15 protein-coding genes and 1 other annotated feature are annotated in these 21,331 nt (G+C 28.2%); of the genes, 4 read left to right on the top strand and 11 right to left on the bottom strand.

The genetic code is table 11. The features are described 5' to 3' along the window. Positions 1–83: 83 nt before the first annotated feature. The 5 genes from KGF42_RS05115 to KGF42_RS05095 all read right to left on the bottom strand — a co-directional run bounded on the left by KGF42_RS05115 (position 84) and on the right by KGF42_RS05095 (position 8,184). Positions 84–2,822 carry an ATP-binding protein gene (locus tag KGF42_RS05115; protein ID WP_227821073.1) on the bottom strand — a complete coding sequence of 913 codons (2,739 nt, stop codon included), beginning with the start codon at positions 2,820–2,822 and terminating at the stop codon, positions 84–86. Positions 2,823–2,926: 104 nt separating this feature from the next. Then, a complete protein-coding gene (gene selB, locus KGF42_RS05110; RefSeq protein WP_227821074.1) occupies positions 2,927–4,810 on the bottom strand; it encodes a selenocysteine-specific translation elongation factor in 1,884 nt (627 codons plus the stop codon). A gap of 116 nt (positions 4,811–4,926) precedes the next feature. Next, complete coding sequence (gene selA / locus KGF42_RS05105) at positions 4,927–6,306, bottom strand: L-seryl-tRNA(Sec) selenium transferase (protein ID WP_227821111.1); 1,380 nt, start codon at positions 6,304–6,306, stop codon at positions 4,927–4,929. A gap of 50 nt (positions 6,307–6,356) precedes the next feature. Further along, the gene (gene selD / locus KGF42_RS05100; RefSeq protein ID WP_227825909.1) at positions 6,357–7,403 is read right to left on the bottom strand and encodes a selenide, water dikinase SelD; all 1,047 of its coding nucleotides are present in this window, start codon (positions 7,401–7,403) and stop codon (positions 6,357–6,359) included. Positions 7,404–7,494: 91 nt separating this feature from the next. Beyond that, entirely contained in the window at positions 7,495–8,184 is a 690-nt protein-coding gene (locus KGF42_RS05095; RefSeq protein ID WP_227821075.1) for a helix-hairpin-helix domain-containing protein, read from the bottom strand. Positions 8,185–8,263: 79 nt separating this feature from the next. On the opposite strand from KGF42_RS05095, the gene KGF42_RS05090 reads away from it, so the two are divergent. Further along, entirely contained in the window at positions 8,264–9,553 is a 1,290-nt protein-coding gene (locus KGF42_RS05090) for a D-alanyl-D-alanine carboxypeptidase family protein (protein WP_227825908.1), read from the top strand. A 113-nt stretch (positions 9,554–9,666) separates the two neighbouring features. Here the strand turns inward: KGF42_RS05090 and KGF42_RS05085 are convergent, their stop codons facing one another. The 3 genes from KGF42_RS05085 to KGF42_RS05075 form a co-directional block, all read right to left on the bottom strand. After that, positions 9,667–10,005, bottom strand: a complete 339-nt coding sequence (locus tag KGF42_RS05085) for a DUF2325 domain-containing protein (RefSeq protein ID WP_009890712.1) — start codon at positions 10,003–10,005, stop codon at positions 9,667–9,669. Between the two features lie 256 nt (positions 10,006–10,261). Beyond that, positions 10,262–11,578 (bottom strand): argininosuccinate lyase, encoded by a 1,317-nt coding sequence (gene argH / locus KGF42_RS05080; protein ID WP_227825907.1) that lies wholly within the window; start codon positions 11,576–11,578, stop codon positions 10,262–10,264. An 86-nt stretch (positions 11,579–11,664) separates the two neighbouring features. Beyond that, positions 11,665–11,876, bottom strand: a binding site (T-box leader). A gap of 76 nt (positions 11,877–11,952) precedes the next feature. Beyond that, positions 11,953–12,774 carry a Cof-type HAD-IIB family hydrolase gene (locus KGF42_RS05075; protein WP_227821078.1) on the bottom strand — a complete coding sequence of 274 codons (822 nt, stop codon included), beginning with the start codon at positions 12,772–12,774 and terminating at the stop codon, positions 11,953–11,955. Between the two features lie 360 nt (positions 12,775–13,134). Here KGF42_RS05075 and KGF42_RS05070 point away from each other — a divergent pair, with 360 nt between their 5' ends. Beyond that, positions 13,135–14,238 carry a pyridoxal phosphate-dependent aminotransferase gene (locus KGF42_RS05070; protein WP_227825906.1) on the top strand — a complete coding sequence of 368 codons (1,104 nt, stop codon included), beginning with the start codon at positions 13,135–13,137 and terminating at the stop codon, positions 14,236–14,238. A 57-nt stretch (positions 14,239–14,295) separates the two neighbouring features. Here the strand turns inward: KGF42_RS05070 and KGF42_RS05065 are convergent, their stop codons facing one another. After that, complete coding sequence (locus KGF42_RS05065) at positions 14,296–16,935, bottom strand: cation-translocating P-type ATPase (protein WP_227825905.1); 2,640 nt, start codon at positions 16,933–16,935, stop codon at positions 14,296–14,298. 324 nt (positions 16,936–17,259) lie between these two features. Further along, positions 17,260–17,907, bottom strand: a complete 648-nt coding sequence (locus KGF42_RS05060) for a M15 family metallopeptidase (protein WP_227821081.1) — start codon at positions 17,905–17,907, stop codon at positions 17,260–17,262. Positions 17,908–18,184: 277 nt separating this feature from the next. Here KGF42_RS05060 and KGF42_RS05055 point away from each other — a divergent pair, with 277 nt between their 5' ends. Beyond that, complete coding sequence (locus tag KGF42_RS05055; protein WP_227825904.1) at positions 18,185–19,075, top strand: TetR/AcrR family transcriptional regulator; 891 nt, start codon at positions 18,185–18,187, stop codon at positions 19,073–19,075. A 3-nt stretch (positions 19,076–19,078) separates the two neighbouring features. Next, positions 19,079–20,479 carry an MDR family MFS transporter gene (locus KGF42_RS05050; protein WP_227825903.1) on the top strand — a complete coding sequence of 467 codons (1,401 nt, stop codon included), beginning with the start codon at positions 19,079–19,081 and terminating at the stop codon, positions 20,477–20,479. Positions 20,480–20,601: 122 nt separating this feature from the next. Here the strand turns inward: KGF42_RS05050 and KGF42_RS05045 are convergent, their stop codons facing one another. Next, positions 20,602–21,321 carry a transglutaminase-like domain-containing protein gene (locus KGF42_RS05045; protein WP_227821085.1) on the bottom strand — a complete coding sequence of 240 codons (720 nt, stop codon included), beginning with the start codon at positions 21,319–21,321 and terminating at the stop codon, positions 20,602–20,604. Positions 21,322–21,331 lie beyond the last annotated feature (10 nt).

Below are 21,331 nucleotides of genomic sequence, written 5' to 3'. Positions count from 1 at the left end.
GACTTACTTTATGATGACCTATTTTTATAAAATACCTACTTAAACATATAGTATTTTGATTTCATCTTTGTTTATAAAAATCTCTAATAATATATATCAGAAAATTCTATTTTTATTTTTTCTTGAATGTTATATATTCTCTTATCTTCTGTGTAATGTTCACTATTAAAACTCTTCATTGGAAGTGAAATTATGAATTCTGTACCTTTATTCACTTCACTTATTACTTCTATATCTCCACCATGAAGACTTACTAGATTCTTGACTATAGCAAGACCTATTCCACTTCCTTCAGTATTTCTAGATAAAGTCTTATCAACTTGTGAAAATTCTTCAAAAATCAATTCTAATTTATCTTGAGGTATTCCAACTCCAGTATCTTTTACACTTATAATTACTTTATCTATTTTATAATGAATATTTACACATATCCAGCCTCCATTATCAGTAAACTTAACACAGTTTGACAATAGATTCAACATAATCCTCTCAATTTCAACCTTATCGATATAAACATTAATTTCTTCAAGTTCTGTATCAAATAGAATTTTTATATCTTTTCTACTTGCATACTCTTCTATATTCATAAATAAATCTTCTATTACAGATACAATATTGTATTTTGCAAGTTTTAGTGTATAGAAACCAGAATCCATCTTGGTTAAATCTATGATATTATTTATTAATCTTTGAAGCCTGTAAGAGCTTTGTCTAACTAAATCCACATGAGATTTAATATTATTATTGTAGTCTTTTATCTTTTCAGTTCTATAGAAAGAATCTACTAGTTGATTTGAACTTGATATAACATTTAGTGGAGTTTTTAACTCGTGAGACATATTTGCAAAAAACTCAGTTTTGATTTTATCTGTTTTAAATCTTTCAAGCAGTTCTTTTTCTGCTTGTTCAGAATATTTTTTATGTGCTAAATCTTTTATAATAAGCATTATATATCTAGTATTATATATAGCAAAAGGTAATGCACTTAATTCTACTTCTACTATATTATCATAACTATTTATCAACTCATACTCTAGTAAAAGTATGCTTCTATTTTCGTTTAGAACTTTAGCCATATTATCAGTAAATTTCATTTTTTCTTCAGTATTTGCATTCATTAGTAGCCTAATATTAGAGTCTTTTATATCATCTATATTTGTAAAAGCTAGCATATCTAAAAACGACTTATTTGCATAGTTTATACTTAAGTCTTCTTTCAATAAACATATGCCATCAGGTAATATGTCTATAAATCTTGAATAAGATGATTGACTCTCTTCAAGTTTTATTTGAGATATTTTTCGAGAAGTTGTATCACGTATCACAATAATAGTTTTATCAGTCCCACCATTAGTATACTGAGAAAAACTCATCTCTACGTACTTTACTTCACCATCTATTACATATCTTTTTTCTATACTTTCTTCACTTTTACATACTGATGAAAAATCAATACTTTCTAATTTATTTTTAAAAATTTCTCTACATGCATTATTAACATATATTTTGTTACTACCTTCAAGCACTACTATGCCATCTCCAACACTTTCTAAAAAATCTCTGCTTCTCTTATTTGCTTCAATAAGTTTACGTTCGTATTCCTTTTTCTTAGTCTTATCTTCTAGTACACATAATACTCCTTCTATTTGTGAAGCAATAATTAAAGGAGCAAGTATAGCTTGATAAACTTTATTATCGCTTGTATTAATGAGTTTTTCTACATTATTTTCATGTACAAATACATAATGAATACTTTCTATTAAATCATTGAAGTTTTTTATTTTATCAGTCAGTTTATCTTGTTCTTTATAATCTCCAAAAATATTTCTAAAACTCTTGTTTGCATATGTAATTTCTCCATCTTTACTAAATACAACTATACTATTTACTGCTACATCTAATGTAGATTGTAGTCGAGATTCTCTTTTTATAAGTATTTCCTTAAGTTCCTCTATCTTTTCTGTTTCATATATTAATTTTTTGTTCTTTTCTTTCAAACTTTCCGTTTTTATTGTTAATTCTTCATTTATATCATGTAATTCTAGTGCTGTTTTCTTAATATTCTCAGATACTATGTAATTATATAAATAATATATGGCTACATTTATTATTATCTGTGATAAGATTCCCTCTACATGCCTATCATCAATAACCATATGTAATAGATTTGGAATCCTTGATAAGATTATTATTATTATTATTCTATTAAAAAGCTTTTTTTCATTATATTCCCATTTACCTTCATTCGCACTTGAGTTTAATTCAACTGCACTTACAATAAAAATAATTATCATAAATACAGACGTTATAATTCCTAAAGAATATTGTGATGTATCATTTAATAGATAGTTACAAATCCCAGATATTATGAATAAAGATATTATTGTTAAGGTAACAGTTGTTATAAATAAAATTACACTTGAATGAATTTGTTTATTATCTTTAACAAATTTAAAACTTAAGTATACACCTAGCATAGGAAATAAATCTGTTATTGATGATATTGTGATATTAATATCTATTATAGACCGAGTTCTAATTCCCAAGGAATTAAATAAATATATACACTCCAATGCTCCAGTAGCTGTAAAAATTAATCCTAAAAATGTAGAAAATGAATCTACTTTAAATTTTGTAGTATTAAATATAACTATTCCTGTAGCTATTAAGAATACCGCATATATAGCATGTAATAAAGTTTCATATTTATCTTTATCTTTTATAATAAATAATAAAAGTACTGAGCCCATTATTATAAATAAAAGGCTCATGTCTTCTCTTTCTTTTATATCTGGTTTTACAGCAGGCATTATATTTTTCAATACTTTACACTTCCTCTTAATTAATATTTTATACTAATTAATTATACGATACTCGACATTATAATTCCTTCTTTATGCCTCAAAGCAAAAACAGACATTTTCTGCTAAAACAAAATTCTTTTATTTTCTACTCTCTTAGTTATTTTGTTTCTATCGAAGTTTTCCAATATAATCATGCAATTTTTTCTACTAGAATCAATCAAATCTCTGTATTCTCCTAGTGTTATTTCTTTATTTTCTTTTATATAATTTATCAAAGTATTCTTTGCATCTTCATAAATACCTTTGTCCATTATATACAAATCATCTAATTTCTCTACTTTATTACCTATCATTGACTCCAATACTTCAGCATAGTTATGATTTCCTTCAGAAACTTCATCTATTGTCAGTATAGAAGAAACTCCACATGATTTTAATCTTTTTTCTATTTTTTTTGCTATTTCTTTTTGTTTCTCATTTAAAATAACCTCAAAATCAAATAAAGATACTATATTATTTTCTATTTTTATGACATTTTCTGTAGATAATTTTTCTAATAAAATATCCATCTCTCTAGTCTTGAAATTACTTTCTATCTTAGACCTTACTTCTTCTTTTAACATCCCTTTTCTAAGTCTATACTTTTTATGATACTCACCTAAAAGATTTATTGTGTTTTCTTTTAATTTATTATATTGATTTATATGAATATACATATTTCCTATAATAAATACTTTATTTTCTGATATAAGTGTCTCAAGTGATTTTTTTACATGTTCTTCATGAGCACCACTATAACTCATTATTTCTTTTATATTTGGATAATTTTTTAGATTCCTTTTTAAGTACTCTTCTATGATATCTTTAAGTTCACCTTTTTCTTTTATTTTTAATACTTCTATAACTTTTTCGTCAAATCTTTTATGTTTTTTAGGAGATGGGTCAATTATTACACCTCCTCCTATAGTTTCCATTGGAGAATAGCGTCTAACTACAAATGTATCGCCTTTCTTAGATACTATGCTTTCTTCAAGTCTTAACTGAACATAACCACTTTCTCCATTTTCAATTAATTCTTTATCTAGTGGGACTGCTCTACAAAGTATCTCTCTAGTTCCATGATACAATCTTAATCTATCCCAATGTTTTAATCCTTTATCTAAATGATTTACTAATGATAATTTTACATCCAACATCATTGATTCCTCTAGTGAGTTTGGTGCAGCTAAAACATCTCCTCTTTTTATATCATCTACTTTTATATTTGATATATTGATTGCTGTTCTTTGTCCTGCATAAGCTGTATTTTTATTTTCTCCATGAACTTGTATACTTCTTATTTTTGTTTTTAGTACTTGTGGATATATAACCAAATCATCTTCTATACTTATCTTTCCTTCTATTAAAGTACCTGTTATTACTGTACCAAACCCTTTTATTGAAAATACTCTATCTATATTAAGTCTAGCTGGAGAATTTTCATTTTTATCTTCTATATCATCACTCATTTTATCTATTTTTTCAATAAGAGTGTCTATACCTTTTTTAGATATAGAATCAACTTCAATTATTTCCGCGTTTTCAAGAAAAGTTCCTTTTATTTTTTCACAAATATCTTCTTTTACCAACTCTCTAAATTCATCATCTACAGTATCAGACTTAGTTAGAACCACTATTCCATTTTTGATATTTAAAAAGCTTAAAATATCTAAATGCTCAACTGTCTGTGGCATAACTCCTTCGTCTGCGGCTACAACAAGTAAAACTATATCAAGCCCTGATGCTCCAGCTAGCATGTTTTTTATAAACTTTTCGTGTCCTGGTACATCTACAATTCCAGCTCTTCTATTGTTTGGTAAATCAAAATAAGTAAATCCTAAGTTTATTGAAATACCTCTCTTTTTTTCTTCATCTAATGTATCAGTTTCTCTTCCCGTTAATGCTTTTATAAGAGTAGTTTTCCCGTGGTCAATATGACCTGCTGTTCCAATTACTACATTTTTCATTTTTTGCCCCCTCTGAACCTCCCATGACTAAAGTCACAAGTATGCGTAACTATTTTTTAATCAAAACTTCAATACTTATACTTCTAAATTTAATACTATTATTAATTCAAATTTATTTAATTAAATGCGTTTCTCAATTCTTCAACTATTACATCAAATTCATCATCAAATATAGTTCTTACATCTAGTACATATTTATTATCATACACCCTAGCTATTATATGTGCTTCACTAAGTCTTAGTTTCTTTTCTAAAGATGAAACATTCATATGTTCAGGAGTTATTGATATTACTTTTGTGCTTATCGTTTCAAGAGGCATAGAACCTCCTCCTACTTGAGAAAATCCATCTTCTATATTTATGTTGGCATTTAAATTTAAAGCAGTTATTTTTTCAAATAGTTTATTTGCTTTTACTTCTAATTCTTCAATTTTATATGTCAACATTTTTAGGGTAGGTATATTTTCTATAGCCTTTGTCTCATCCAAATACATTCTAAGTGTCGCTTCAAGAGCACATATTGTAAGTTTATCAACTCTAAGAGCCCTAGTAAGTTGATTTTTCTTCATTTTTTCTATATACTCTTTCTTTCCAACTATAATTCCAGCTTGCGGACCTCCAAGCATCTTATCTCCACTAAAAGTTACTACATCTGCACCTTGTCGTACTGAATCTAATACAGTTGGTTCATAAGATAATCCATATTTTGATAAATCTATAAATACCCCACTTCCTAAGTCTTCTATTACAGGTAATTTATATTTTTTACCTAAATTGACTAGTTCTTCTATAGAAACATTTTCTGTGAATCCCATAATTCTATAGTTACTTGTATGAACTTTCATCAATACATTTGTATCCTCTGTAATTGCATCTTTGTAATCTTTTAAATGAGTTTTATTAGTTGAACCAACTTCAACAAGCTCTGCACCACTAAGAGCCATTATACTTGGAATTCTAAATGAACCACCTACTTCAACTAATTCTCCACGAGATACAATCGCTTCTCCTCCTTTAGCCATTGTACTCAGTACAAGAAGCACTGCTGCAGCATTATTATTTACAACTAGTACATCTTCCGCACCAGTAAGTCTTTTTATTGTACTAGTTAAATGAGAATATCTTGAACCTCTTTCTCCATTATCTAAATCATATTCTAAGTTTGAATACCTTGAAGCAGCACACCATAATTCATCTTTTATATCTTTACTAAGTAAAGACCTGCCTAAATTTGTATGAATAACTGTACCAGTTGCATTTATAACTTTTTTTAAGGATAATGAGTAATTCAACTTAACTCTATCTATCGCAGATTCTATTATTTCATCAAACTCTATTGTTACAGAATTTGATACATCTTCTTTTAATCTTAATATAAATTGTCTTTTAAAATCTATTACTTCTCTCACAGATTCTAGGACTAAACTTCTAGGATATTCCTCTATTATTTCTACAATTCTATTATCACTTAATACTTCATCAACTGAAGGCAACATTGCAAACAATTCTCTTTTGCTCAAAACAATCACTCTTTCTCTATAATATTTTATAAAACTGTAATATATTTTTCCCCTTTTGAAACTACAGAACCTATAATTTTAGCTTCTATTGCTCCATTTAACTTCATATCTCTTACAAGTGCATCTGCAAGTTCTTCTTTTACTGAAATTAATAACCCTCCTGAGGTTTGTGGGTCGTATAAAATATCTTGAACTGCAACTTCTACATCTCCTACAACTTCTACATCTTTAGATACATAATGCATATTTTTATACATACCAGCAGGTATAATTCCCATTTGTGCCATTTCTATTGCACCTTCAATAATTGGTACATGATTTGATTCAATTTCAATACTAACTTCAGAAGCTTTAGCCATTTCTAAAGTATGTCCAAGTAAACCAAAACCAGTTATATCTGTAACTGAATTTACATCAAACTTATCAAAGCTCATTGCTGCATATTTATTTAAATGTATCATTATTTCTATTACTTTATCTGCTATATGTTGTTCTACCATACCTTCTTTCATGGCAGTATTTAATACACCCACTCCAATTGGTTTTGTTATAATTAACTTATCCCCAGGCTTTGCAGTAGCATTTGACAAAACTTTATTTGGGTTTACAATTCCCGAAACTGAAAGACCATATTTAGGTTCTTTATCATCTACAGTATGCCCTCCAACTAAAAGTGCTCCACTTTCTTTTACTTTATCAAATCCACCTTTTAATATTTCTGCAAGCACATCCATATCATGACATGATGGAAAACAAACAATATTCATCGCCACCAAAGGTTTGCCTCCCATAGCATACACATCTGATAGTGAATTTGAAGCAGCAATTTGCCCAAATACATATGGGTCATCTACCATTGGTGTAAAGAAATCTAGTGTTTGAATAAGTGCCATATCATCATTTAATTTATAAACTGCAGCATCATCTGCTGTATCTAATCCCACTAATAGGTTTTCTATATTATCATTTTTAGGTAATTGAGATAAAACTGACGCCAGAACCTCTGGCCCTATTTTAGCAGCTCAACCACCTGCTGTTGTCATCTCTGTAAGTTTTTTTTGTTCTTTTTTCATAAAAGTGCCTCCTTTACTAAATTTCCACAGATACACACATATACATACATATTTATAATACCATATCTATAAGTAAGTTTTGTATTATATTTTAGTCCACACAAATTAAATCTTTTATATTTTCATATTTTTTATCTCCAATACCATTTACATTTTTTATATCTTCAATTGAATTAAATTGTCCATTTTCTTCTCTGTGTTGTAAAATTTTATTGGCTGTAGCTTCTCCAACTCCAGGTAGAGAATCCAACTCTTCTATTGTTGCTATATTTATATTTACTTTTGATTCATTAGATCTATTTTTAGACTCACTTTTTGGCTCGTTTTTTAGATTTGGATTATTGGAACTATCATTGCTTGTCACAGATATTGTTTCACCTATTTTAGGTATTATGTAGTGTTGTTCGTCTTCTAACCTTACTGATAAATTAACTCCATTTAAATCGGCTTCTTTTGTTGTTCCTCCCAGTAATTCTACAGCATCATAAAGCCTCTTATCTGACTCTATAGTTACAATCCCTGGTCTATTTACTGCTCCACTTATGTATATAGTTATTTTTTTGTTTTGAAAATTTTTATCTGTATCTTTAACTACTTTATTGTGACCATTATCTTCATTTTTAATTTCTTTTTCTATAGCATGTGTTTTTTCATTAGATGAATTATTTTTACTTACAACATAAATATCATCTTTAAAAATGTTTGATTTGTAAACGATTATTGATGATATTATTAAAAGAAAGAAAACAAAAAACGAAATTAATTTTACCTTTTTTTTCATATATTAATCACTCCTTTCTTTTAATTATTGACAAATATATGCTATACTAAAAGATGAATTTAAAATTTGGAGGCTCACAATGAAAAGAAATTTATCACTTTTATTAATCTGTTTATTGATATTCACTTCATTTTTAGGAAGCTCTAATATCTCTTTTGCAGATGATGAACCAGCTATAGTTGCCAAACATGCAGTTTTAATGGACTATGAAACTGGAAAAATACTATACAATAAAGATGGAAATTCTAAGCTTTATCCAGCTTCAACAACTAAATTATGGACAGCCTGTCTAGTTCTAAAGGAGGTTAAAGATTTAAATCAAGTAATAGAGATTAAAAATTTACCTCAAATAGATGGTTCTAGTATGTATCTAAAAGAAGGAGAATCTTTTACTGTAAAACAATTACTAAATGCTCTTTTAGTTCATTCTGCTAATGATGCAGCTTTTGTATTAGCTAGATATGTTGGTGGTGGAGATGTGCAAAAATTTGTTGACCTTATGAACTCTGAGACAAAGAAAATTGGAGCTAATAATACTCATTTTAATAATCCTCATGGATTGCCAGACCCAGACCATTACACAACAGCTCATGATATGGCGCTTATGGCTAGAGAAGCTATGAATAATGATATTTTTAGACAAATTGTAAAAACTAAGTCACTTAAATTTGAAGCTACAAAAGCATACCCTTATGAGAGATACTTTGTAAATACTAATAAATTTTTAACATCACATGATAAGATTACATATAAAGGTCAACCTATAGACATAAAATATGATATAGTTGATGGTATAAAAACTGGATATACTGATGATGCTGGTAAATGTCTTTTATCTAGCGCTGTAAAAGATGGAAGAAGAGTTATCTCTGCTGTATTCAATTCAACTAATGCTGATTTATATTTAGACTCACGTATCTTGATTGATTATGGATTTGATAACTTTAAGTGTGCTACTATTGTTGATAAAGAAAAATATGCTGAAACTAAAAAAGTATTATTTACAAAACAGCATGAATTGATTTATGAACCAAAAAATAGTTACAAGATATTCTTGGGAAAAAATGAATCTCAAGGCAACTATAATATTAAAACAGAACTAAATAAAATTGATTTACCTATAAAAAAAGGTACTAAGGTTGGTACCTTAAATGTATATAATAATGATAAACTAGAAAATAGTATAGACCTTGTTGCAAAAAATAATCTTGATAGCAGTCTTCCATTTTTGACTGGAAATAATATTTTGATGACTTTTGTTAAGATTATTGTAGGTATTTTAGTACTTTTAGTTTTATTTATAATAGCTTTAAATATAAAGAAGAAAAAAAGAAAAAAAGCTAGAGGTAAAAGAAATATGAAAAAGTAGAAATTATAGTAAAAAATTTATAATATACCTCTTCTTATAAAATTAGGCACTGATATAGTAATTATAACTACTATCTCAGTGCCTTTAATTTTGTGTTTATGTATTTTTTATACTTATATATTTTTTTGTTTTTGTTTATCCTTAAGCTTACATTTTGAACAGTTTCCTAGACATTCATCGACCATATCTAGACATTCATTAAATGCTACCTTACTGCTATTTTTATGTCTTACGATTAATATATCTTGTTTTTTAGCTTGAGACTCAACCGTTCTAGACATCTTATGTGAAACAGTTGATGTAAGTATAACAACTGCATCCGGTCTTCCTATAGAATTATTTAATTTAGATGACATAGTAGTATATACCTTTGTCTTATAACCCTTTTTCTTGGCCATAACCATATAATCCTTTTCCATTCTTTCATGACCACCAATCACTAATAAGTTCATTAGATTTCCTCCCGCTTTATTTGATATTGATTTTCATTATTATTTATATTATATATAATAATATTTAGAAATAACTTTGTCAATACTTATTGATATTAATTATCCTTTTAATAACAATTTTTTTATTTATATTTATTCTAAATATTACCCTCTTTAAATTTTTTAATTTTTTACACATAGTAAAATCTCTATATAATAAAAAGCTGTAAGTTTGAATGTTATCATTCAAATTTACAGCTTTTAGAAATCCAATATATTATTTTAAATTCTTTTTTATCCCCTTATTTAATATACTCTCATAGTCGATAAAATCATAAATATCTTCCTTAAAGGCATCTGAAAACTTATGTAATTCTTCTAATGTTAAATCTTCTATCGCTTTTTTATTATCTTCACAATATATAACGATACTTCCCACTATACCATGTGCATCTCTAAAAGCAACATTATTTTTAACTAAATAATCAGCAACTTCTGTCGCATTTAAAAAGCCATTTTTTACTGCTTGTTTCATTTTGTCCTCATTTACCTTTAATGTAGCTATCATTCTATCCATTATTTGTATACACATTTCAAGAGTATGTACACTATCAAAGAAACCTTCTTTATCTTCCTGCATGTCCTTATTATATGCTAATGGTATTCCTTTCATTACTGTAAAAAGACCAAATAAGTTTCCATATACTCTGCCAGTCTTACCTCTTATAAGTTCTGCACCATCAGGATTTTTTTTCTGAGGCATTATACTGCTTCCAGTAGTGTATAAGTCATCTATCTCAACAAATCCAAATTCTTGAGAACTCCAAAGTATCAACTCTTCACTTAGTCTACTTAAGTGCATCATTATAATTGAAAAATCACTCATTAACTCTAATAAATAATCTCTATCACTTACTCCATCCATAAAATTATCTACTACTTTTTTAAATCCTAATTGTTCACAAGTTATATTTCTATCTATATCATGTGTAGTTCCTGCCAAAGCTCCACAACCTAAAGGTGATTCGTCTAATATCTCTATAGCATTTTTTATTCTTTTCTCATCTCTATCAAACATACTATAATATGCCATTAAGTGATGCTTAAATGTCACTACTTGTGCTCTTTGAAGATGAGTATAACCTGGCATCATCACAGGATTTTTATCAGCAACATCTTTTATAGTAGATTTAAATTCAGATATTAAATCAACCAAATTATTTGCTTTTTCTTTAGCATACAATCTCATATCAACTGCAACTTGGTCATTTCTACTACGTGCTGTATGAAGCTTCTTGCCAACATCTCCAATTCTTTGAATTAAATTTATCTCAGTAAAACTATGTATATCTTCATACTCTCCATCTAATGCTAACTTTCCATTTTCTACATCTTCAAGTATCCCTTTTAATCCTTCTGTTATAGACTTTCCTTCTTCTTCTGTTAAAAGTCCACATTTTACTTGCATATGGACATGTGCTATACTTCCTTCAATATCTTTTTTGTACAGCACACAATCATATCCAAAAGATTTATTAAACTCTTCCATAAGTTTATTTTCCGCTTTTCTAAAGCGTCCGCCCCATAATTTCATAACTTTCACCTCATATTTTAATTTTTTGTATTTTAATTATAATTCTTATAGCTTAACGAAACTAAAAAATCTCTTGGTCAAAAAGACCAAGAGACGAAATATTCCGTGTTACCACTCTAGTTGGTAAACAATGTTTACCCACTCTATTCTCTTAAGGCGAGATTACCTACTACCATACTAAATTTCAAGTAGTATTCTCCAAAGTTCTTTTCAATATAAAGTGTTATCATTAGGCTCACACCATCCCCCAATTCGCTGAGATTTTCTTTATATCTACTCTCTTTTTCACTGAATCTAAATTTTTATGTTTTATCTATTTGTATTATAATTACTATCTATAAAATAGTCAACCTATTTTCCTATTATATACCGTTTTAAGAACTAAGTGATTCTTTTAACTCTAGGAATTTATAAATTGCCTTTGCAACTCCACTGTCTTGATTTGTATCTGTAACATAATCAGCTTCTTGTTTAATCAATTCTTCTGCATTTCCCATAGCCACTCCAAGACCAGCAAACTTTATCATTTCTATGTCATTATAATTATCCCCAAATGCAATTATATCTTCTCTATCTATATTCATTTTTTCAGCTAAAATTTTAACTGCATTACCTTTATCAACACCCTCATTCATGACTTCAATATTGTTTGGCCATGAGGAAGTTATCTTTATGCCTTGAACTTTTCTCAATTCTTTTCTTATTTCATCCAAAATAGATGGATTCTTTTCTTCTATGATTACAAATTTTAGTATATCTTTTTTAAAGATTTCTTCTCTCAAATCATCTCTTATAATTACTTCTGTCTCAGAACCTAAAAATACACTTAATCTATCTTCACGTCCTTCTATTTTTTTTGAAAGCATAGAATCTATACTATTACATTGATAGTAAATATCGTATTTATCTAATACATCTAAGATATTTAAACATGTTGCTGTATCAATCTTATTTGAATATATTATGTTTCCATTTTGCTCTCTTATTAATGAACCATTACAAGCTATTATTGGCATGTCTTCTTTAAGAAAATCTACATTGCATTTAGCTGAATCGAAGGCTCTTCCTGTTGCTAAAGTTACATTAATACCGCTTTTTATAACTTTTTGTAGTGCAGTTTTATTTTCATCTGTAACTTTATGATTATTTCCTAATAAAGTTCCATCCATATCTGTTACAATTAATTTATATCCCATAATCCAACTCCATAACTTTTTATTGTATACCTATATTTCCTTAATATAATCTAAAGAATTACCCTTATTAGATTATATCATAACTTTGTACTTAAACTATTTCAATTTACAAAATTCATAACATTCATTTAGATTATTTTAAGAGCAAAATAAATCGTTTCTTGTAGTATTTTTCTGAATATTTTCAATTTATAGTCTTATAATGCTAGAAATTTTACAATATATGATATATAATCATATTAAATAAAGTGAGCTATTATAATATTTATATCCATTTTTTACTATTATATATTTTCATAATATTTTAAATCTAGCAACTTTTATAACATTTATTATTGACTAAATAAGGAGTGATAAACTATGAAATTAAAAATTAACAAAGCTATTGAAATGCAGTTGAAAAAAAGTTATGCAATAGAATCTGGACATTCAGAAGATGTATTTGAGATAGACTGTGGTGAAGGTATAAATACAGTATCTTATTCAAACAAAGCTGTAGAAGCTTTTAATGCTTTAGAATTTGATATGATAAGAGGATATCCTCATTCAATTGCTTTAAAAGACAATATAGTAGATTATTGGAAAGACTTTATAAAATTAGACACTGATAGAATTTGTTTGGCAGATGGTTCTATACATGTTATTTACCTTTTAAATAGACTATTTATTGAAAAAGGAGATAAAGTTTTAGGATATTCACCTCAATTCTCAGAATATGAAACAGATATAAAAATGCATGGTGCTATTTATGATTATGTTCTTTTAAAGAAAGAAGATAATTTTAAATTTAATGAAAGGGAATTTATTGAAAAAATAGATTCAGAATACAAAGTAATCTATATAGATAATCCAAACAATCCTACAGGACAAATTATACCTTCATCATCAATTGAAAATATAGTAAAAGAAGCTGCAAAATATAATATAGCAGTTATGGTAGATGAAGCTTATGGTGAGTACATGCCAAAAGAAAATTCAGCTGTCAAACTTCTAAATAATTATGATAATGTAATCGTTTTAAAAACATTTTCAAAAGGTTTTGGTTTAGCAGGACTAAGAGCAGGATATGCAGTTCTTCCAGAACAACTTGTTAGCCCTATTAAAAAGATTTCTACTCCTTACGAAGTATCTGAAATATCTCGTAGTATTGCAGCCAATTTATTAGATGATGTTCAATTTATAGAAGAACTAAAGGAAAAAACAAAATATATAAAAAATCAATTATTAGTTCCATGGAAAAACCTTAATATAGCTGAAACTAGTGATACTGTATCAATTATGACAGTTGAACATAATAACAAAGACATAGATTTACAACAAGAATTTGCAAAATTAAAAATAAGAGTTATATCAGGCAGTGATTTCACTGGACTTGATAAGAATTTCATAAGATTTAGAATGCCTGAAGAAAAAGAACTACCTGAAGTTATAAAAGCATTCCAAATAATTGATAATATAGAGTAAATTATATTATTTATAAGGGACATATTTTAAAGCTAATATGTCCCTTTAATTTTTTAATTATTTTACTGTACTTCTATTCATTAATTTGTTAAGTTCCATTAATATTGATGAAATTAATGCTAGACCTAAACAAATGCCCAACTGATATAGTCCAAATGTTGTTGGTATAGAGAATATTCCTCTTAACACTGGTATTAGTGTTAAAGAGTAAAGTCCAAAGCAAACTACAACTGCTCCTATAACATATTTATTACTGAAAAAACCTAATTTTATTAATGTTTGATTATTAGAACGTGCAGGTAATGTTTGCATTATTCTAGATAATATCAATGTTGAAAATGCCATAGCCACTCCAAGTTCTGGAGATACCTGTAATCCTATATATTGTGCAACTATTGTAACTACACCTATTATACAGCCTCTTATAGCAACTGCTTTCAATGTTCCTCCTGCTAGTATACTTTCATCTGGATGTCTAGGAGGCTTATTCATTATATTTTTTTCTGACTTTTCAAAACCTAATGCAATTGCTGGTAAAGAGTCATTTACTAAATTTATAAATAAAAGTTGTAAAGCTGTAAATGGATTTGACCAACCTGCAAATACTGCAAATAATATAGCCACTATAGCTCCTAAGTTTCCTGCAAATAAATAAGTAATTGATTTGATTATATTACTGTATACGGTTCTACCAACTTCAACAGCGTTTACTATACTTGCAAAGTTATCGTCAACTAATACCATAGCAGATGCATCTTTTGCTACATCAGTACCACTTCCCATACCAATTCCTATATCTGCTTGTTTCAAAGCAGGTGCATCATTCACTCCATCACCAGTCATTGCAGTTATATTATTTTTATGTTGCCATGCCTTTACTATACGAATTTTATTTTCTGGTGAGACTCTAGCGTATACACTTATATTTTCTAATTTTTCATATAGTTCCTCTTCGCTTAACATATCAAGCTCTTTTCCAGTAAGAGCTAAGTCTCCATCTTCCATTATGCCAATATCTTTTGCAATTGCTGCTGCTGTTGTTTTATGGTCACCAGTTATCATAACAGTTTTTATTCCTGCACTCTTTGCCTCTTTTACAGCATCCATTACTTCTTCTCTTGGTGGGTCTATCATTGCCATTATTCCAACCAATGTCATATCATGCTCATCATCAATTGAAGGTGTAAAATCGTCTTCTGGAACATCCTTTATTGCAAAAGCCAATACTCTAAGTGCTCTATTTGAAAATTCTTCATTTTTATGTTTATATTCTTCTATTATCTCATCTGTTATATCTACTTTTGAACCATTCTTCAAAGCATATTTACATCTGCTAAACACAATATCTGGGGCACCTTTTGTAAACATTATATAATCTCCATATATACTATTTACAGTAGACATAAGCTTTCTATCTGAGTCAAAGGGTACTTCATTTATTCTGATATACTTACTTCTTAATTTATCATAATCCAAATCATTTTTACTTGAATAATTTATTAAAGCTACTTCTGTTGGGTCTCCAACTTCTTTACCATCACTTGTTATATGAGAGTCATTACATAATGTAGAAACCATAGTCAATAATTTAGCATGATAAGAATAATTTACTTTTTCTTTACCTAACTCATCATTATTAGTTCCATACATATAATAATCAACAACTGTCATTTTATTTTGTGTAAGAGTACCTGTTTTATCAGTACATATAACACTTGTTGAACCTAAAGTTTCTACTGCTGGTAATTTTCTTATTATGGCTTGTTTTTTTGCCATACTATTTGTTCCAACAGCCAATACTATAGTGACTATTGATGATAAAGCTTCTGGTATAGCTGCCACTGCTACTGCTACAGAGAACATGAATGAATCTAGAATAATTTGTGTCATTTCTCCATTTCCAGCTATAAAATAATTTCTTGCTACTTGAATTATAAATATTAAAATAGCAAGTACTACAATACCTACACCAAGCTTTTTACTAAAATCCTCTATTTTTTGTTGTAATGGTGTAAGTTTATTTTCAGCACTTTCTAAAAGCCCAGCTATTTTACCCATTTCAGTATCCATACCTGTTCCAGTTACTACAAAAGAACCTCTACCATAAACAACTACAGCACCACTAAATACCATATTTTTCTGGTCACCTAAACTTACATCTTCACTTATTTTTTCTGTATGTTTTAAGACTGGTTCTGATTCTCCAGTTAACATACCTTCTACAACCTTGAGAGATTGTGCTTCTATAAGTCTTCCATCTGCTGGTATGTAATCGCCAGCTTCTAAGAATACAATATCTCCAACCACTAAATTTTTTGCTGGAATTGTCATTTTTTTATTGTCTCTTATTACTTTTGCGTTTGGTGCAGATAAATTTTTCAAACTTTCTAATGAACTCTCTGCTTTTTTTGTTTGTACAACACCTAGAACAGAGTTTATGATAATAACTGCAAAAATTATTATAGACTCCACGGTTTCACCTAAAAATATTTGTACTAAAGCAGCTATCAATAGAATTATTACTAATGGGTCTTTAAAACTCTCTAAGAAAAGCTTATAAGTAGGAACTTTATCTGCTTCTTTTAATTCATTAGCTCCATTTTTTTCTAATAGCTCTTCTGCTCTTTCTTTGCTCAAACCAGATAAGCTTGAGTCTAAATTCTTAATTACTTCTTGATAAGTACTTTTGTAAGACATTTGTTGCCCTCCTCTTTAATAAATTTATTTTATGTTTGGGGACCCTTATGTATACTTGAAATTTAAATTTTTTTAAATAAAAATTCCTTGAATAAAAAAAGACCCCAAAACAAACATACCTAATGCTTATTTTGAAGGTCTTGCTATCAAGGAATTCCTTGCTAATTAACCGAGTATTTCTACTGTCTTGACGATTAATTACCACTTTCGTGTAAGCTACTCCCCTTCGAGTAGTTATCTTAAATTGTATTTACATTATATCACTTTACACAATTGATAGTCCAGCTTATTTTTTATTTTAACCTAATTTTAACAAACTATATCTTAATTTATATGTAAATATTCTTCTAAAGTCAAGTCATTCATTGCAAAGTTTTTACTATGTTCAGTTCCAACATATCTATAATGCCAAGATTCATACATATATCCTGTTATATTCTCTTTACCTTCTGGATATCTAAGTATGAAACCATATTTATATGCATTTTCATACAACCACTTAGCTTCTTCTGTATTATTGAACTTTTCATTTGCCCAACAAGATTGGTCATCTCCTCCAATATCAAAAGCAAGTCCAGTTTGATGCTCACTTTCTCCAGGTTTAGCTGAAAATCTATTTGCTTCTTCCTCCCCATGTTCTTTTATATATGATTTAAATAATCTATCTTGATATTCATAACTTCTATATGTACTAAAAGCTTTTAAATTTAAGCCTGATTTTTGAGCATCTTCATTCATTTTATAAAAAGCATCTCTCGCTTCACTATTTTCCTGTGGTGAATAGTCTTTAGGCAAGCTATACTTTTTATTTGCTATTATAATATTATTTATTGATAACACATTTACCCCTCTCCTGTATTTACTTAATTCATCTTTCATAATTGTATGCCCTTCACTAGAACTATCGATAAACATTTCCACAAAAACTATCAATATAGCAAAAATTATGGCTACACAAATTTTCTTTTTCATATACTACACCTCCATAATTGAAATTTAATACAGAAAAATTTCAAGACAATTTTTCTTATATTGTAATCATACCACTAATTTATTGCAACTTATTTAAGCAATTCTTAAGAAATTCTTATATTTTTTCTTTATACGACTAAAAATAACAAAAACTTTTTCAAAAATTTCATATTATAGTGCATATATTGATTTTTTTCCAAATGATGTATAATATATTTATAGAAACTTATAGGTACTATATAGTACTTAATGTTTTTACATGAAAGGAGACAATAAAGTGACAGACAAACAAAGACTTATTATAACTATTGCACAAAGAATTTTTGACCAAAAAGGTTTTCAAAATACTTCAATACTGGATATTGTAAAAGAGTGTAAAATGTCTAAAGCTACTTTTTATAAGCACTTTGAAACTAAGGAAAGTTTTATCTGCGAAATAATCAATTATTATGATGAAAAGTTCTTAGAAATTATACATTCCATCAATGAAAATAATGACATTCCATCATCTGAGAAATTAAACAGAAAGATAATTGCCATATGGGAAAATATTTTTTCTAGAACTACTATAAATACCTATATAAGAGAAAACTTTTCTGAAGTGCAGCGTAAGGCTACAAGTAAACTGCAAAAAAAATCCCGAGCTAATTTATTGAATGAATACAAGCTCAGCTTATTTGATAAATATGGGGATAAAATAGAAAGCATCATATTTGACTTAGTTTTCTTATTGGATGCTCTAGTTCATCAGTTTATATACATTATTCATATACAAAAAAGAGAAATAAATGTATATTTTATTGCTAAATTTACTATACAAATTCTAGATTTAGTTGTAGAAAATATGGATAATCTAAATCCTTTAATTGAAAAATCAATGTTTTTATATGAACAAGAAGATGAAGCTTACTTTTCCATTCATAATAAATCACTATTTTTTAAAACGATACAAAATATAGAAGAACTAATCAAAACGGATACTTCTCTCCTTGAAAACCCTAAGTTACTACAAGCAACAAAAAAATTATATATCGAGGGCAAAAATCAACAATATGATTCTTTAATTATGGATGCAATGATTACATATTTAGAAAAAGAAGACACTTTGAGACCAAAAGTACTTTTATTGAATAGTATTAAAAATCAATTAAAAAAGGAGACGTTATAAATCATGGAAACCCAAAGTAATAATAAAAAAGGAAATTTAATAATAGCAATTGTAATGACTGGCGCTTTTATAAGTTCTCTTAGTCAAACATTACTATCAACAGCATTACCTAATATAATGTCAGATTTTAAAATTACTGCTGATGTTGGTCAGTGGTTAACGACAATTTATCTACTTATTGCAGGTATTATTGTACCCACAACAGCTTATTTGATAAACAGGTTTAGTACTAGAAAATTATTTATTACATCAATGACTCTCTTTTCTATAGGATGCGTTATTGCATTTTTTTCTAATAGTTTTTCAACTATGTTGATTGCTCGTGTCTTACAGGCAATAGGTTCTGGCTCTTTAATGCCACTATTACAAGTTATTATACTCTATTTATGCCCTGTGGAAAAACGTGGTGCAGCTATGAGTTTGGTTGGTATTACAGTAGGATTTGCTCCAGCAATAGGACCAACTTTGTCTGGCTGGTTGGTAGATTCATTTGGTTGGCACAGTTTATTTTTGCTTCTTTCTCCTATAGCTATATTAGATGTTATACTTTCGTTTATTCTATTAAAAAATGTTGGGGAAACTCAAAAACTAAAATTAGATATACCTTCAATAATACTGTCTTCTCTAGGTTTTGGTGGTTTGTTGATTGGATTTACTAATCAAGGTAATTATGGATGGACTAATATTGCCACATATTTACCAATATTTATAGGAATTATATCATTAATTTTATTTACATTACGTCAATTAAAATCTAAAGAACCGTTTTTAGAATTGAGGGTTTTTAAAAATAAACCATTTCTTATTTCTACAATATTAATTATGATTGTATATGCTTCAATGATGTCTGCTACATTAATGATTCCTCTATATATCCAATCTGTAAGGGGATTTTCTGCATTGTCTTCAGGTTCATTAATGTTACCTGGTGCTATATTGATGGTTATACTAAATCCAGTTGCAGGACGTCACTTAGATAAATATGGACCTCATGCTCTATCAATATTAGGAACTGGATGTTTATTTTTAGGGACTCTATCTTTTGCTTTTTTAGGCAGGGATACATCTTTAATTCATGTATCATTAATGTATTGTATTCGTATGATTGGTATCTCAATGGTTTTAATGCCATTAACTACATGGGGGATTAAAACATTAGATAGAGAACTCATATCTCATGCCACAGCAATTAATAGTACACTTCGTCAGATATCTGGAGCTATAGGTTCTGCTGTGCTTATTACTATAATGACAAGTGCTACTAAAAAAGCTCACATGAGTTCTGCTATACTGTCTAATATTCATGGAATAGATGTTGCATTTTCAATAGCAGCTACTCTTGCATTTATTGGTTTAATTGTATCTATATGTTTTATAAAAGGACATCAAATTATTAGAAGTTAATATAAAAAAGGAGTTGTACATGAACAATTTAAGTTTGTTCTGTGATAACTCCTTTTTACTTATTTTAACCAGTGCAATTTTAATTATTCTATATTTTCCCTATATAGTCACCTACCAAACACTCATTTGTTTTTACCAAAATAATTGTTTCTAACCTTACATACATTCTTTGTCATTATTTTTCTGATAAGATGTACATATATGAAGTTTTTTAACTTTGATAGATATTGTGAATGAGTAGAGAAAAATTCATCTGGTGAGGAAAAAACACCATAATCATGTACGATAGCTTCTTTTTGAATAAAAGTATCTTTACCATTCCAATCAATAGATGTGTTCTTTAAATCATTTGTAGCTATTGCATACTTTTTGAATGTTCCACTCTGATTAAAAAATTTTTTCTGAATTGCTTCTAAGTATTTTTTATCAGTTATGACTCCCTCTAAAGCAATCCACTTATCTTGATAAAATACCTCTACCCAAGTATGGAGAATATATTTTGGAGCTAATAGTGAAATCACTTTGGATGTAGCACCTCGTTGAAAATCTTTTGTCACATCAAAAGCATGAAGCCGACAAGGGATATTAACTGCACGTAATAATGCCATTAAAAGAGTAGCTTTTGTATTGCATTGTCCCATACCATCATTTAATACCTGTACTGCGCTTAACATATCAGAAGCATTATATCCAAATAAAATATCATTCTGGACAAACTCATAAATAGCTTTTATTTTATGAAAATCATCTAATTCCAACCACTTATTTGATGATACAAAAAACTTAAGTTGTGGTTCATTATAGTTTAGCATTTTTGTTTCTTCTAAATATTCTTTATTCATAACAAAGCCC

Source organism: Clostridioides sp. ZZV15-6383, assembly GCF_020657735.1.
Taxonomy (GTDB): Bacteria; Bacillota; Clostridia; order Peptostreptococcales; family Peptostreptococcaceae; genus Clostridioides; species Clostridioides difficile_D.
Note: the sequence above shows the minus strand (reverse complement) of the source record. Positions and strands in the feature narration are given on the sequence as shown.